This is a genomic window from Pseudoalteromonas sp. MER144-MNA-CIBAN-0113 (genome assembly GCF_040308965.1).
Taxonomy (GTDB): domain Bacteria; phylum Pseudomonadota; class Gammaproteobacteria; order Enterobacterales; family Alteromonadaceae; genus Pseudoalteromonas; species Pseudoalteromonas tetraodonis.
The window spans coordinates 1-15,868 of record NZ_JBEOOG010000008.1 but is presented as its reverse complement, the minus strand read 5'-3'; the positions used below and the strand labels follow the sequence as shown (position 1 = coordinate 15,868).

At 42.1% G+C, this 15,868-nt stretch carries 16 protein-coding genes; 3 read left to right on the top strand and 13 right to left on the bottom strand.

Annotation, left to right across the window (positions count from 1 at the left end):
• The first annotated feature begins 192 nt into the window (after positions 1 to 192).
• Together AAEY57_RS03450 and AAEY57_RS03445 are read left to right on the top strand one after the other, a co-directional pair.
• Positions 193 to 1,353 (top strand): DcaP family trimeric outer membrane transporter, encoded by a 1,161-nt coding sequence (locus AAEY57_RS03450; RefSeq protein WP_350606330.1) that lies wholly within the window; start codon positions 193 to 195, stop codon positions 1,351 to 1,353.
• Positions 1,354 to 1,555: 202 nt separating this feature from the next.
• Complete coding sequence (locus AAEY57_RS03445; protein WP_350606421.1) at positions 1,556 to 3,676, top strand: TonB-dependent siderophore receptor; 2,121 nt, start codon at positions 1,556 to 1,558, stop codon at positions 3,674 to 3,676.
• A 109-nt stretch (positions 3,677 to 3,785) separates the two neighbouring features.
• On the opposite strand, the gene recA is transcribed toward AAEY57_RS03445, so the two are convergent.
• A complete protein-coding gene (recA, locus tag AAEY57_RS03440; RefSeq protein WP_058155138.1) occupies positions 3,786 to 4,829 on the bottom strand; it encodes a recombinase RecA in 1,044 nt (347 codons plus the stop codon).
• A 68-nt stretch (positions 4,830 to 4,897) separates the two neighbouring features.
• Positions 4,898 to 5,386 (bottom strand): CinA family protein, encoded by a 489-nt coding sequence (locus AAEY57_RS03435; RefSeq protein WP_058155140.1) that lies wholly within the window; start codon positions 5,384 to 5,386, stop codon positions 4,898 to 4,900.
• Between the two features lie 21 nt (positions 5,387 to 5,407).
• Between AAEY57_RS03435 and mutS the strand changes: the two genes are divergently transcribed.
• The gene (gene mutS / locus AAEY57_RS03430) at positions 5,408 to 7,993 is read left to right on the top strand and encodes a DNA mismatch repair protein MutS (RefSeq protein WP_350606328.1); all 2,586 of its coding nucleotides are present in this window, start codon (positions 5,408 to 5,410) and stop codon (positions 7,991 to 7,993) included.
• A gap of 66 nt (positions 7,994 to 8,059) precedes the next feature.
• Here mutS and rpoS read toward each other — a convergent pair whose 3' ends face one another.
• The 11 genes from rpoS to AAEY57_RS03375 form a co-directional block, all read right to left on the bottom strand.
• Positions 8,060 to 9,031 (bottom strand): RNA polymerase sigma factor RpoS, encoded by a 972-nt coding sequence (rpoS, locus tag AAEY57_RS03425; protein WP_350606419.1) that lies wholly within the window; start codon positions 9,029 to 9,031, stop codon positions 8,060 to 8,062.
• Positions 9,032 to 9,148: 117 nt separating this feature from the next.
• Entirely contained in the window at positions 9,149 to 9,973 is an 825-nt protein-coding gene (locus AAEY57_RS03420) for a peptidoglycan DD-metalloendopeptidase family protein (protein WP_024602327.1), read from the bottom strand.
• 41 nt (positions 9,974 to 10,014) lie between these two features.
• Positions 10,015 to 10,593: a YqaA family protein gene (locus tag AAEY57_RS03415; RefSeq protein ID WP_008464217.1), complete on the bottom strand. Its 579-nt coding sequence runs from the start codon at positions 10,591 to 10,593 to the stop codon at positions 10,015 to 10,017.
• 9 nt (positions 10,594 to 10,602) lie between these two features.
• Positions 10,603 to 11,241, bottom strand: coding sequence for a protein-L-isoaspartate(D-aspartate) O-methyltransferase (locus AAEY57_RS03410; RefSeq protein ID WP_024602326.1), 639 nt, complete (start codon positions 11,239 to 11,241; stop codon positions 10,603 to 10,605).
• Complete coding sequence (gene surE, locus AAEY57_RS03405) at positions 11,231 to 11,995, bottom strand: 5'/3'-nucleotidase SurE (RefSeq protein ID WP_010387748.1); 765 nt, start codon at positions 11,993 to 11,995, stop codon at positions 11,231 to 11,233. Before surE ends, AAEY57_RS03410 begins: the two co-directional genes overlap by 11 nt.
• Positions 11,976 to 13,025, bottom strand: a complete 1,050-nt coding sequence (gene truD / locus AAEY57_RS03400; protein WP_024602325.1) for a tRNA pseudouridine(13) synthase TruD — start codon at positions 13,023 to 13,025, stop codon at positions 11,976 to 11,978. Before truD ends, surE begins: the two co-directional genes overlap by 20 nt.
• On the bottom strand, positions 13,022 to 13,504 hold the full coding sequence (ispF, locus tag AAEY57_RS03395) for a 2-C-methyl-D-erythritol 2,4-cyclodiphosphate synthase (RefSeq protein ID WP_013465671.1): 483 nt from the start codon (positions 13,502 to 13,504) through the stop codon (positions 13,022 to 13,024). The genes truD and ispF overlap by 4 nt, the downstream gene beginning before the upstream one ends.
• Positions 13,501 to 14,202, bottom strand: a complete 702-nt coding sequence (gene ispD, locus AAEY57_RS03390) for a 2-C-methyl-D-erythritol 4-phosphate cytidylyltransferase (RefSeq protein WP_350606322.1) — start codon at positions 14,200 to 14,202, stop codon at positions 13,501 to 13,503. The genes ispF and ispD overlap by 4 nt, the downstream gene beginning before the upstream one ends.
• Entirely contained in the window at positions 14,192 to 14,479 is a 288-nt protein-coding gene (ftsB, locus tag AAEY57_RS03385) for a cell division protein FtsB (protein ID WP_008110330.1), read from the bottom strand. Before ftsB ends, ispD begins: the two co-directional genes overlap by 11 nt.
• A gap of 35 nt (positions 14,480 to 14,514) precedes the next feature.
• Positions 14,515 to 15,102, bottom strand: coding sequence for a hypothetical protein (locus AAEY57_RS03380; RefSeq protein ID WP_370587300.1), 588 nt, complete (start codon positions 15,100 to 15,102; stop codon positions 14,515 to 14,517).
• A gap of 115 nt (positions 15,103 to 15,217) precedes the next feature.
• Positions 15,218 to 15,691 carry a DUF2947 domain-containing protein gene (locus AAEY57_RS03375; RefSeq protein ID WP_008110328.1) on the bottom strand — a complete coding sequence of 158 codons (474 nt, stop codon included), beginning with the start codon at positions 15,689 to 15,691 and terminating at the stop codon, positions 15,218 to 15,220.
• Positions 15,692 to 15,868: the final 177 nt, after the last annotated feature.

Below are 15,868 nucleotides of genomic sequence, written 5' to 3'. Positions count from 1 at the left end.
AGTAAATTGTGTACATATACAACAGTAGCTTGAATATTTAAAAACTTTGATTGTTTATTAATAATTCGTATTTACTAACAAATTAGATTAAAGATAATTAAATTCAATCTGTTAGTACTATATAAGTAACACACATTAATACATATCATAAGCAAACAACATACAACAAGTAGCCTATAAAAGGACGCAACAATGAAATTTACTCCAATTAAAACACTGGCAGCTATTGCTGTACTATGTGCACTTTCTAGCACAGCTTATGCTGCAAAAATAGGTGATACAGAATTTACCTACGGTGGATACATTAAACTCGACGCAATGTGGAGTGACTACTCAGCAGGCGCTCCTGCGGGCACCAGTGTTGGCCGTGATTTTTATGTGCCAAGTACACTAACCGTTGGTAACGATAATAGTTCAGACGCCGTATTTGATATGCACGCTCGTGAGTCACGTTTTAATTTTGGAACTGCTACCTTATTAGATAACGGTAAAACGGTTAAAACTAAAATAGAGCTAGACTTTTTATTGTCAGCTCCTGGCGGCAACGAGCGTGTGTCTAATTCATACTCTCCGCGCATTCGCCATGCATTTATCTCATATGATGGCTGGTTATTTGGTCAAACATGGTCAAACTTTCAAAACGTCGGTGCATTACCAGAAGCACTTGATTTTGTTGGTCCTGCAGAAGGCACGGTGTTTGTTCGTCAATCTCAAATTAAATACACTACGGGTGCATGGTCATTCTCGTTAGAGAACCCAGAAAGCACAATTACTACAGCCGGCGGTGGCATGGCCGTAACTGATGATGCCTCATTACCTGACTTTACCGCACGCTACACCCATAATGCTGATTGGGGTAACTTTGTAGTAACAGCCCTTGCTCGTCAACTGACCTACAAAGTAGGTGGTGTTGATGCCGATGAAACCTCATTTGGTGTTAGTGCATCGGGTATGGTGAAGCTTGGTGAAGACAATCTAAAATTTATGCTTACCCAAGGTAAAGGACTAGGTCGTTATGTGGGTCTAAACGTAGCACGTGGTGCGGTTCTTAATGGTGATGACCTAGATGCGATTGATTCAACATCTGGTTTTATTGCGTATCAACATAAGTGGAACAGCCAGTGGCGCTCTACTTTCTTATATTCGTTCTTGTCTGCTGATAATGATGAAAACCTACTTGCAATGTATGGCGACCCTACAGAATCAAGCCAAAGCTACAGCGCAAATATTTTATACTCACCGGTTAAACGTCTAACCTTTGGCGCTGAATTTAAACATGCAGAACGCGAGCTTGAAAGTGGCGTAGATGGCGATCTAGATCGTTTACAATTTTCTGTAAAGTATGCGTTTTAATTTCCTAACCAATTAAAATACTGATTTACTTCCTGAGCGGCTTCGGCCGCTTTTTTTGTTTTTAACCAGAGCTCAAGTTAACCAAATCCATGCGCTTTACTTAAAAAATATTAAAGACGTGTAAAATACCCAGCAAACGCAATTGCAAATCACTCTCATTTAGATTAAATTACCACCCACATTTAATCTTATGGGAAACATGATGCTGTACAAACATAAAAACTCTGCATTTAAACTGAGTCTACTTACTTCACTGGTTTTATCTGGGCATGCTGTTGCAAACGACACGCAAGACGACCTACCTTTAGAAAAAATTGCCGTTTATGGGCAACATCATAAAAATTATATTACCGAAGAAGCACAGTCAGCGACTAAGCTAGGTTTAACCATTAAAGAAACTCCGCAATCAATTTCTGTTGTCTCACGCGCGTTGATGGATGACTTTTCACTTGATGATATTAATGCGGTATTAGAAAGCACCCCAGGCGTAACAGTGGAACAAATAGAAACCGATCGTACTTACTTTAAAGCCCGTGGTTTTGAAATAACTAACTTTTTAATCGATGGCTTAGGCACACCGCAAACCTCTGGTTCAATTCAAGGGACACTTGATACTGCAATTTACGACCGTGTTGAAATTGTACGTGGTGCCAATGGCATGATGACCGGTGCAGGTAACCCATCAGCGACTGTAAATATGGTGCTAAAAAAACCAACCTACACCACGCAAGCTAATGCATCTGCTTCTTATGGTTCTTGGAATAACAAACGTGTAGATATTGATGTTTCCGCACCGATTAACGATGAACACGCTGTTCGTGCTGTATTTACTAAGCAAGATAAAGAGTCGTACCTAGACCGTTACGAAACCGATAAGACCATTGCCTACCTTGCCTATGAGGGTAAGCTAACTGACGATACATTACTAAGCATTAACTATGTAAACCAGCAAAAAGATGCCGATAGCCCTCTATGGGGCGCGTTACCGCTTTATTACACTGATGGTTCACCAACTGATTATGATGAGTCAACTAGTACAGCTGCAGATTGGTCGTATTGGGATAATAGCGCTGAACGTATATATGTAACACTTGAGCAAAACTTATCAGCGACTTGGGTTGCTAAAGCCCGTTATGCCCATATAAAAAATGAACAAAATTCTGAGTTATTTTATGTATATGGTACCCCAGATAAAGATACTGGTTTAGGTTTAACCGGCTATGCGAGTCGTTATGATTACAAAGACACCCAAGATTTGTTTGATTTATATGCCAGCGGTAAGTTTGAGCTATTTTCTTTAGAGCACGACTTATCATTCGGCATTAGCCAAGCAAACATGGACTTTAATGACCAATCTCTTTATGACTACAGCACAGGAAATGGTTTCCCTGCGATGCCTGATTTGGCGACTTGGGATGGGATAGCACCAGAAGCAACACTGGTTGATAAACCTAACGGCAGTGATGTACAAAATACACAAAGATCGGCCTATGTTTCAACTCGTATAAAACTAGCAGAACCATTAAGCATTTTGGCTGGCGTACGCTATACCGACTGGGAAACTAAAGGTACTGCTTATGATGTAGTGCAAACCCGTGATGACTCAGAATTAATTCCTTATATTGGTACTGTGTACGATTTTACCGAGTCATTATCAGCTTACGCTAGCTACACAGAAACGTTTGTACCACAAAAAGAGTTAGACATTAACGCTGAACAACTGGCTCCTGTTATTGGTAAAAGTGCTGAAGTTGGTTTAAAAGCACAACTTTTAGGTGAGCAAGTATTTGTAACACTGGCCTATTTTGATGCTAAGCAAGATGGACTTGCTGTTGCACTTCCGAGCTCCCTTCCAAGCGATACGCGTTATTACGCTGCAGATGGTATTAACAGTGATGGTTTCGAAATTGAATTAAGCGGTCGCTTAACTGATGATTTAAGTGCCAGTATCAGCTTTAGTAATTTAAGTATTGATGGTGATGAACTCGTTAAAGATTACACCCCAGAAAACCAATTAAAAATGGCAGCCACTTATCAAGTGCCATTTATTGATGGTTTAACCTTAGGTGCTAATTACCGCTGGCAAGATTCTATTAGCCGTGTGCAAGTAAAAGATCCAGCAGGCAACGCATTGGCAACAACAAAACAAGATGCTTATGGCTTACTAGATTTAATGGCCACCTACGAAATTACTCAAAACGTCGGTGTTACCTTTAATGTTAATAACAGCACTGATGAAAAATACATAAACAGCCTCTATTGGGCTCAAGGTTACTACGGGGCACCGCGTAACTACTCATTGTCAGTTAACTGGCAGCTATAAAGCTAACTAGGCTTTAAGCCACTTTATAGCAAACAATAAAAAAGCGCTAACCTAATGGTTAGCGCTTTTTTTTAAGCTCGGGTCAAATCAAGCTTTAAAACAAATGGGCTTAAAGGTCGCCTTCATCACCTAATACGTCTTCGCCATCTTCTGGCTCAACCGTTGCTTTTAGCAATAGCATTTCACGTAATTTACCTTCAATTTCATCTGCAATTTCAGGGTTTTCTTTAAGGAACTTAATCGAATTAGACTTACCTTGGCCAACTTTGTTGCCATTATAACTGTACCAAGCACCTGCTTTTTCAACAATTTTATGCTTAACACCTAAATCAATCAGCTCCCCCTGCTTAGAAATACCTTCACCATACATAATGATAAATTCAGCTTGTTTGAACGGCGGTGCCACTTTGTTCTTCACAACTTTAACACGCGTTTCATTACCAACAACCTCGTCGCCTTCTTTTACCGAGCCAATACGACGAATATCAATACGTACAGAGGCGTAAAATTTCAGGGCATTACCACCAGTTGTTGTTTCAGGGTTACCAAACATTACACCAATTTTCATACGGATTTGGTTAATGAAAATACATAGCGTGTTTGAACGCTTAATGTTACCTGTAAGCTTACGTAGTGCTTGTGACATTAAACGTGCTTGTAGGCCCATGTGTGAATCACCCATGTCGCCTTCAATCTCAGCTTTTGGTGTTAATGCAGCAACAGAATCGACAATCACTACATCAACCGCGCTTGAGCGCACTAACATGTCACAAATTTCCAGTGCTTGTTCACCCGTATCTGGTTGAGATACAAGTAACTCATCAATATTAACACCTAGCTTTTGTGCGTAAACTGGATCAAGAGCATGCTCAGCATCAACAAAGGCACACGTTTTACCTTCTTTTTGAGCTTGCGCGATAACTTGTAATGTTAGCGTTGTTTTACCTGATGACTCTGGGCCATATACTTCAACAATACGCCCCATTGGTAAGCCGCCTATGCCTAAAGCAATATCAATACCTAGCGAGCCTGTTGATACAGCGTCAATGTTTAACGCCTTGTTGTCACCCAATTTCATAATTGAGCCTTTACCAAATTGACGTTCAATTTGTGATAAAGCAGCGTCCAATGCCTTTTGTTTGTTATCGTTCATTTTACTCTCCAAATCCAGCTAATGCAGACAAGTATACTGTATGAAATCACAGTATCAAGCTAATTTTATTATTTTATCTTCTCTATTATAGTTTTTAAAGAAAATACAATAGCTTGCAGCCTAACTTGTGCCCTATCTCCATCAAATACTTGCTCAAACGCCCAGTGTTTACCGTTAATTTGTAGGCCAAACCATACAAGCCCTACCGGTTTGCCCTCAGTGGCACCACCGGGACCTGCAATTCCTGAAATAGCAATGCCAATATCAGCATTAGCCGCCTTACATGCGCCTGCTGCCATCTCAATGACTGTTTGTTCGCTCACCGCGCCAAATTCCTCTAAGGTATCACGCTTCACATTGAGTAATTCATGCTTGGCGTTATTGCTATAAGTGACAAATGCACGGTCAATATATGCTGAGCTGCCTGGGGTATCGGTAAGCGAATAACTCACTCCACCACCAGTACATGATTCAGCGGTAGTGATCCATAAGCGTTTATCCGTTAAAATAGCGCCTAATTGCGCAGCAAGTGTCTTAATCTCTTGATGTAATTCCATATTCAGCCTTTGGGTAAATACATGTCGTTTGATCTTTATGCACCGCACACTATAAAACAACAAACCCCTATGATGCAGCAGTATCTAAAAATAAAATCAGAGCATCGCGATATTTTATTGTTTTATCGGATGGGGGATTTTTACGAACTCTTTTTTGACGACGCAAAACGCGCCGCGCAATTGCTTGATATTTCACAAACACATCGTGGCAAAGCCGGCGGCGATCCTATTCCTATGGCGGGCGTGCCTTATCATGCAGTAGAAAACTATTTAGCCCGCTTAGTACAAATGGGCGAGTCGGTGGCTATTTGTGAGCAAGTGGGTGACCCAGCTACCAGCAAAGGTCCTGTTGAGCGCAAGGTAGTACGTATTGTCACCCCGGGTACTATTTCTGACGAAGCCTTACTGCAAGAACGCCAAGACAACCTTTTAACCAGTGTTTGGCAAAATAAAAAAGGCCAATACGGTATTGCGTATCTTGATATCAACTCAGGACGCTTTAATGTTGTTGAAGTAAACACTGATGAAGCATTTAGCTCAACGCTACAACGCTTAGCGCCTGCTGAATTACTGTATAGCGAACACTTTGAAAATATTCACTTAATTGAACACATTAAAGGGGCAAGACGTCGCCCTGATTGGGAGTTTGACCTTGATACCGCGCAGCACTTACTGTGCGAGCAGTTTGGGACCAAAGATTTAGTGGGATTTGGCGTCGACAAAGCACATAGCGCCCTGGTGGCAGCAGGCTGTTTAATGCAGTACGTAAAAGATACGCAACGTATTGCATTACCGCACATCCGCGCAATCACTCTTGAGCATAACGAACACGCAGTAATTTTGGATGCGCCAACTCGCAAAAACCTTGAACTTACCGTTAATCTATCAGGTGGCTTTGAAAATACCCTTGCTCAAGTGCTTGATAAAACCGCCACAGCGATGGGCTCGCGATTACTTAAGCGTCGTATTCATACCCCTATTCGTAATAAAGACGAGTTAAACTCTCGTCTAAATGCCATTAGTGCTATTTTAGATGTGCAATTATGCAGTGAGCTGCATGACGCGCTCAAAGAGATTGGTGATATAGAACGTGTAATTGCTCGCTTGGCATTACACACGGCTCGCCCACGCGATTTAACAAGGCTTCGTAGTGCGCTTCAAGCATTAGCACCGCTGCATAGCTTATTAAACGATGCCACAGATGCGCGTATTTCTCATATTATAGCCCACTCTAAAGAGCTTCCTGAGCTTCAAGCATTACTTGAACGTGCAGTGATTGATAACCCACCGGTGTTAATTCGTGATGGCGGTGTTATTGCGCCAGGGTATAACAGCGAACTTGATGAGTGGCGTAATTTAAGCCAAGGTGCCACCGATGTGCTTGAACAGCTAGAGCAGCGCGAACGTGAACGTACAGGTATTAGTACACTTAAGATTGGTTATAACCGAGTGCATGGCTTTTTTATTGAAGTGAGCCGCGCCAACTCGCACTTAGTGCCTGCAGATTACATTCGTCGTCAAACATTAAAAAATAACGAGCGCTATATAATCCCAGAACTAAAAGAACACGAAGACAAAGTTCTCGGCAGTCAATCAAAAGCGTTGGCCCTTGAAAAACAATTATACGAACAGTTATTTGAGTTTATTGCTCCGCATATTGAGCAACTACAAATAATGGCCTCGGTCATTGCCGATTTAGATGTACTGAACAATTTAGCAGAGCGTGCCCAAACACTTAATTATGCCAAACCTGAGCTTTGCGATAACGATAATATCAGCATTAAACAAGGCCGCCACCCTGTGGTAGAGCAGGTAATGAAAGACCCGTTTATTGCCAACCCTGTGGAACTCAATAACCAGCGTAAAATGTTGATTATTACCGGCCCTAACATGGGCGGTAAATCAACCTACATGCGCCAAACGGCCCTTATTGTGCTTATGGCACATATTGGCTGTTACGTTCCTGCCGATAGCGCTAAAATTGGTAATATAGATAGAATATTTACCCGTATTGGCGCCAGTGACGACTTAGCATCTGGGCGTTCAACCTTCATGGTTGAAATGACCGAAACCGCGGCAATTTTAAATAATGCCACTGCACAATCATTGGTATTAATGGATGAAATAGGCCGAGGAACCAGTACTTACGATGGTTTATCACTGGCGTACGCTACGGCTGATCACCTCGCTTCAAAAATCGCGGCTAAAACCCTGTTTGCAACCCATTACTTTGAACTTACAGAGCTTGCAGAGCAAACGCCTGGGCTGGTTAATGTGCACCTAGATGCCATCGAACACAACGATACCATTGCCTTTATGCATACGGTATTAGATGGCGCAGCGAGTAAGAGCTTTGGTTTGCAAGTAGCGGCACTGGCCGGGGTGCCTAAAGCAGTTATTGCCCAAGCTAAACAAAAGCTAAGCTTGCTTGAAAACCATCAAAGTGTCACCACAGTCACTACAGAGCAACAGGTTTTACCGTTTGATAGTGAACCGCAAATAATTCAGCCTAGTGAATTGGAGCAACAAATGAGCGCAATAGACCCTGATAACCTATCACCGCGTCAGGCGCATGAACTGCTTTATAAATTAAAAGCACTGCTTTAAACGCAAACAGCCCGGCTTAAAAAGCCGGGCTGTATTCATTTCTCTGTGTGTTTAGATTAGATTAGATTAAGCGAACTGTTCAAATAAGCTTTTGGTACTTAAGCCTTCTTGTTGCAAAATATCTTTTAACCGACGTAGCGCCTCAACCTGTATTTGGCGAACTCGCTCACGGGTTAAGCCTATTTCACGGCCAACATCTTCAAGGGTTGAGGGTTCATAGCCTAGTAAACCAAACCGACGTGCCAGTACTTCGCGTTGCTTAGGGTTTAACTCACCTAACCAGTCAATAATATGCGTATTCATATCGTTGTTTTGTACTTCACCTTCAGGGCCTACATTTTTTTCATCAGCTATCACATCTAATAATGCACTGTCATTCTCGCCACCAATGGGCATATCTACAGAGGCTATTTTTTCATTTAGGCGTAGCATTTTGGTGACGTCTTCAACCGGTCTATCTAAGCTTTCTGCAATTTCTTCTGCGGTAGGCTCATGATCAAGCTTTTGCGTTAGCTCACGTGCTGTACGTAAATAAACGTTAAGCTCCTTAACTACATGAATAGGCAAACGAATCGTACGCGTTTGATTCATTATCGCCCGCTCAATGGTTTGACGTATCCACCATGTAGCATAAGTAGAAAATCGAAAACCACGTTCAGGATCAAACTTTTCAACCGCTCTAATGAGTCCTAAGTTACCTTCTTCAATTAAATCGAGTAGAGCAAGCCCACGATTGTTATACCTGCGCGCAATTTTCACAACCAAGCGTAAGTTACTTTCAATCATGCGTTTACGGGAAGCTTCACAGCCTTTCAGCGATTTTCGTGCAAAAAATACTTCTTCTTCTGCACTTAATAGAGGGGAAAAACCAATTTCGCCTAGGTATAACTGAGTGGCGTCGAGGTTTTTAGTGACTTCTTCTTTAACAAATACGTCTTCATCTTCCACGTCATCAAGTAGTTGCGTTGGATCTTCAACTTTTGAATCGTCAAACTTATCATCAGTGGGGGTTTTCTCAGCTTTTGCTACATCAGCCATAAGACTTCTCCTGAGCAAGCTATCAATAACTTTATGATTAAGGTCTGTAGTCGTTTTATTAGCTTTTGCTATATTAGCCATGAGCCTTCTCCAGAACAATCAATCAACACCTTTAGTTCAGGGTAGGTATTTAGCAGGGTTAACAGCTTTTCCTCGATAACGAATTTCAAAACGAAGTGCCGTTACTGAAGACTCTGAATTACCAATTTCTGCTATTTTTTGTCCCGCCTTCACTGTTTGCTTTTCTTTAACAAGTAACGTTGAATTATGTGCATAAGCACTTAGGTAATCATCGTTATGTTTCAAAATAATTAAATTACCGTAACCTCTTAGTGCACTACCCGCATAGACTACCGTTCCTTGAGCAGCGGCGAGTACGGTAGTACCCTTTTTATTAGCAATCTGTAGGCCTTTATAACCATTTTCCTTGTTAGAAAAGCGTTTTGTTATTTTACCTTTAGCAGGCCAAAACCAACTCAACTTTTTAGTTGAAGAACCTTGAGACTGACTAATTTTTTGGTTAGCTTGTTTTTGAACATACCTACGTTTTTTCGGCTTATCAAGCTCTTTCTTTAATTTTCTGTTACTTTTTTGTAAATGAGAAGGCTTTTTAGCAGCTTTCTTTTTATGCTTTTTTTGTGTAACCCTTGACCTGCTTGGTTCTAAAAGGGATACAACCTGACCAGGAACAATAGTGTAAGGTGATGGAATTGAATTGTTTTTTGCAAGTTCTCTGAAATCTTTTCCGGCACTAAAAGCAATCGAGTAAAGTGTATCGCCTTTTTGTACTGTGTACTTACCACCGTTAATATTAATCCGTGAAGGATAGTCATTAATATTATTATTTAAACTACTTACAGGAGCCGGAACATGGCGAGACGAGCATGCACAAAGCAAAACACTAATAAATAAAGCAACATAACAGCGTATTTGTTTATTCAATGTGTTTTGCCCTCTGTTTTAATATCATTATATTATGGCTATTATCGCAACAATAGGTACGCAACAGCGATTAAAGCAACCACTGCCCAGCCAAGTACTTCAATATATTGACGTAATTTTTGTTCCATTTTAACTCCGCCCCATTTCATTAAAGCAGAAACTAAAAAGAAACGCGCGCCACGGCCAACAGCAGAAGCAATAATAAAAGGTAAAAACGCCATTTGTAATACACCAGCGCCAATGGTGAACACTTTATAAGGAATAGGCGAAAATCCCGCTATAAATACCACCCAAACACCATAATCTTTGAACCATGCAAGCGCCGTATTAAATTTATCTTGCCATTGCATTTGCGCAATAAAGGGCTCTACAACCGGTTCAAACAACCAAAATCCAAGCAGGTAACCCAGCACGCCGCCGAGCACAGACGCAACCGTGGCAAAGCTTGCAAATCGCCATGCCTTACTCGGTTGCGCTAGCGACATGGGGGCTAACATTACATCGGGTGGGACCGGAAAAAATACCGATTCGGCAAAGCTCATTCCTGCTAAATAACGTTCTGCATGGCGGTGTTTAGCCCACACTAGCGCCATATCGTATAACTTGGTAAACAACTTCAAAATGAATTCCTATTCAATATCACCAGGGACTAAAGGTACAAATCTTACTGGCGCAATTACATGCTCTGTAAAGCTATCGCCTTGGCGAATAACCATAGTTAATTTTTGTTCCGCCTCACCAATAGGGGCGAGTAATACGCCTCCATCGGCAAGTTGTGCGAGTAACTCGGGGGGAATGGTGGTTGCCGCAGCGGTCACGATAATGCCATCAAATGGCGCTTGTGACTGCCAGCCTTGCCAACCATCGCCATGTTTCATGGCGACATTGTACAAATCAAGCTGGTGTAATCGGCGTTTAGCTTGCCATTGCAAAGCTTTAATACGCTCTACCGAATATACTTTATCAAAGGTTTTAGCCAAAACCGCCGTTTGATAGCCAGACCCTGTGCCTATTTCTAACACCTTATGTTGTACACCTGCCAATCGCATTAGCTCGGTCATGCGGGCAACAATATAAGGCTGAGAAATAGTTTGCCCTTGCCCTATCGGTAACGCGGTATTTTGATACGCTTTATGCTTGAGTACATCATCAATAAAAATATGCCGAGGAATTTGCGCTATTGCTTTTAAAACCTCTTTATCTTCTACGCCCTCTCGCTGTAAAAGCTCTGAAAGCGCTTGTGCACTGCGGGTATAATTAGCCAGCACGGTTAATCTCCAACTCGGCTAACCATTCTCCCACGGCTTTAATACTGTCTTTGGCAGTCATATCAACGCTTAACGGGGTCACTGATGCATAGCCATTATTAACCGCATAAAAGTCAGTGCCTTCACCGGCATCGCTTTCAAGCCCTAGTGAGCCATACCAAAAAATATCGCGTCCCCATGGATCGGTTTGCTTGGTCATGGTTTCTGCTTTGTGACGAGCCCCTAAACGAGTTACCTGAACGCCTTTGAGCTCAGAGAGCGGAATATCGGGAACATTAATATTAATGATCTGATCTTTCGGCAGCGGATGTGAGGCAAGCCCTTTAATAATATTTACAGTAACGGCTGCCGCTGTTTCAAAATGCTCACCATGATGAGAGCACAAAGATACTGCAATTGCTGGTAGGCCCAGATGACGACCTTCGGTCGCCGCAGCAACTGTACCAGAGTAAAGTGTATCGTCGCCTAAATTACCGCCATGATTGATACCGGCAACAACCAAATCGGGTTTTTCATCCACTAATTGATTAACACCTAAGTGCACACAATCAGTGGGTGTACCGTTTACCGACATAAATCCGTTGTCGAGCGTTGTGGCACGCAGCGGATTCATTAGCGTTAGTGAATTACTAGCACCACTACAATTTCTATCTGGCGCAACCAGCGTTACCTCAGCAATTTGTGTTAATGCTTGATATAAAACAGCAATACCTTTGGCATTAACACCATCATCATTACTTAATAGAATCTTCATCTGCGTTATCCTTTTCTTTTCGCTCGCGAGGGCTGGCGTCAGTATAATTAACCAGTTCGCGCAGTAAAGCCGTTGCAAAGCAGCCCTTGGGTAAACCAAAGCTGAGTTTTAATGTGCGTTCATCAAGTGTTTCTATGCTTAGATCTTGAGGGATTAAACGCAGCATTCTACGCTCGTTTTTAAGCCCTAACTCACCTAAGCCATCACACCATACTTGATACGGTGCCAACCATGTTTTTTCTTGTTCGGTTAAGCCTTTTTCACTTTTGCCCACCATGGGCGCCGACATCATAATGTCGCCTGAGGCAAGCCGTGCAATATTTTCATCACTTATCGCATCTTCAAAAAATGCATTACTGCCACTGAGCATAAATACTTCGCGGTGCATGGTTTTAGCAAGGCCATGCTCTGCCACGCGTAAACTAACAATTTGATTAAACACATGTGAACGCGCAGCAGAAATAATAATGCCTCGCAGCTTTTTATCGCGAATACGCTCACCGGCAAACATCTTTTCGGCCATCACTAGGTTGTGTCCATCACGACCAAAGCGCTGTTCACCAAAATAGTTAGGCACACCTGCGCGTACTGCGTTTATACGGCACAAAATATCAAGCGGCTCGGTTACATTGCGCAAGGTAATAGTAAATCTATTTCCTTTATGGCAACCGGTGCGCAATTTTCGCTCATGGCGCTGCTGCGATACCACAAACACGCTTTCACTGTTCAGCTCTGTAAAATCAATATGCTTTTTAATCGGTACTTTTACGCTAAACCACTGCGAGCATACTCCATGGCGGTCTTTCATACCGGCATAGCTTACATCACGTGGCGATACACCCGCTTTTTGTGCAATCAGCTTGGCAACATATTGGGTGTTTTCACCCTTTTTAACCACTTGCAAACACACGTGTTCACCACTGCCGGTAAACTCTATACCGAGCTCCTCATCAACCATAAAGTCTTCTGCGGTGGTTTTAAAGTCGGCTTTGGAAAGCGGCGCGCCATATAAATAATTTAATTCGCTCATGCGTTTTGTTTACTCATAATGACCACAGCATGGCTTGAAATTCCTTCTTTACGCCCCTCAAAACCGAGTTTTTCGGTAGTGGTAGCTTTTACATTTACCTGTGAAAGCTCGGCATTTAAATCACTGGCAAGATTGGTTCGCATGGCTTGGATGTGCGGCAGCATTTTTGGTGCTTGTGCCACAATAGTTACATCCGCATTGCCCAATACATAACCTTGTTGCTTGGCTAGGTTCACTACATGGCGAAGTAAAATACGGCTATCAATATTTTCATATTCACTGGCCGTATCCGGAAAATGCTTACCAATATCACCCAGCGCTAATGATCCTAAAATAGCGTCACATAAGGCATGAATAGCTACATCACCATCTGAGTGTGCTAAAAAGCCTTGTGGATAATCAATTTTTTCGCCGCAGATAGTTAAAGGCCCTTGGCCTCCAAATTTATGCACGTCAAAACCATGCCCTATTCGTATCATGTTGCACTCTCATTATTTTGTTTTCGCAGTAAAAAGCCAGCTAAATCTAAATCTTCTGGGGTGGTAATTTTAATATTATCACTACGCCCTGCTACCAGCTTTACCGGCTTATTTGCCCACTCCATTGCACTGGCTTCATCAGTAATGGTTGCACCGCTGTTAAGCGCACTTTGCAATGCCGTTTTAAGCTCGTCGTATTTAAACAGTTGCGGGGTAAGCGCTTGCCATAAATCATCACGAGGCACAGTTTGCTGCGCATGGCTTTGCCCTCGTTTTATAGTGTCTTTTACTTGGCTGGCTAAAATGCCGCCTTCATCAGCCTGCATGCATTGTGCGATTAAGCGCTCTATATCAGCAATATCGACTAAAGGTCTTGCAGCGTCATGCACCAAAACCCAAGCAGGTGGGTTGGCAGCTAAAAACAATAAACTGTTTAATACTGAATCTGCACGCTCTTTACCGCCAATAGCACGCACGATGCGAGGATCAGATAGCGTAAGGTCGTCAAAGTAAGGGTCGGTTTCGCTCAGGGCCACCACTATAGAGTTTAACTGCGGTAACTGCGATAACTTAGCGAGCGTATGCTCTAGAATGGTTTTCCCTGCTAAGGAAATATATTGCTTTGGTGTTGTGTGTTGCATTCGACTGCCAACACCTGCGGCAGGAACAATAGCTGCAATAGTAAATTTATTTGTCATGGTGTTGAGCCGGTAAAACACGAATAAAGGTTTCGTCCGGTTTAATCATTCCTAATTCGTTGCGGGCACGCTCTTCAATGCCTTCGTGGCCGAGCTTTAAATCTTCTATATCCGCTTTTAATACTTTATTACGCTTTATTAGTTTTTCGTTAGTTTGTTGATGCGATGCCACCGCATTTTTTAAACGGGTGTAGTCTTGCACCCCGTTATGACCAAACCAAAGGCGGTACTGGATAAAAAGTGCTAAGCACAACAAGCCAAATTGAAAAAATCGCATTAAACACTCCTTATTTTAATTTTGAATTGTAAGCTTTACGCCAATGGCCGCTTAACATTGCGCCAATTAATATTGGCAGCTAGTAACATTTCCCGTAACGATAATACCCGTGGCGTACTGCGCTTTGAAAACTGCCACTGATGGCCACAACACGCCGCAGCAAGCGTTGCTTTGTTGGGTTTGAGTAATTGCGCACTTTGCTGCTCAAGCCCTTGACCTAAAAAATCAAACCAGCCAAGCTCATTGCAATGAACCTGTGTTTTAGTTACTTGATCAATGCTGTCTATTCTAACCCGAATTTGGCCGTGACTTTGTAATAATACAGGAATAATCAGCCCAACTTTGGCATGCGCTTGATAAAAAAGTTCATTCGCTGAAGAATTAACTTCTGGCGGAGTTGGTTTTTGTTTTTCAAGCCAGCCTCCATTTTGCGCATCAAGCGTAAAAGGCAATGGTGCATTAGCTACACGTGTTGCGGCACGTTCAATATAATAAGGCAGGCTTTTTAATTGCCTGCGTAAACGATCACCATTAGGTTCAGCCACTAAGCGCTGCACCTCACGCTGATAAAAGGCATTACATAATTGTGCATAAAGCACTTTTTGTGCATCAGTTTGCCACATTTCAACTTGTTGGTTTGTGTCAAACTGCTTATTTTTACTGACCAATCGCTATACTCAAAAACACCTTAATAGATGTTTTATAACACAGTAATGCACAGTTTTTAAGCACCGATTGTTAGGGCTTTTCGCCTAATTTCGCAATGCCTGATTCTAAAAATTGCACAACCGTATTACGTTTTTTTCCAATTAATAAACTGCCATCAGCTAAAAACATAAAGTTTTGCCAGTTGCGTTTAAACACATCAAAGCTCGTTTCAATAATATTATCGCGCGCCATACAAAAATAAACGGTGGTGTTAGCCTGCCAGTCTAGGTGGTTTAAAATAGCGTCAGGAAATTGGGGATCTTCGCTTTCCCACGCATCTTCCCAATTAATTTCTTGGCTAAAGTTTTGCTCTTGCGCGCACCAATCGGTTTTATCAAAAAAGTCAGGATGATCATGTTCACGACTCACCATGGTTGTCCATAGCACTGCAGCACGTTCGCTGGTCATCGGTTTAATATTAGCTGCATCAATATCTGAAACCGGAATATCTTTGTGGCGAAATACCCAGGCTTTTTTGTAATCATCAAGAGAAATATAATTCATAGTATTGGCGTATTCTTTGGCATAATAAAAAGCGAAGGCAAATTATACAAGATAACAGACTATGACTACAGCACTAAAACTGGGTTTATATCAACACTACCACGGCTAGCGCATTTTAATCCCAGATTCTAACAGGGTTGAGCGATAATCATCGTCTAGCCCTGCCATTTTCTTTTT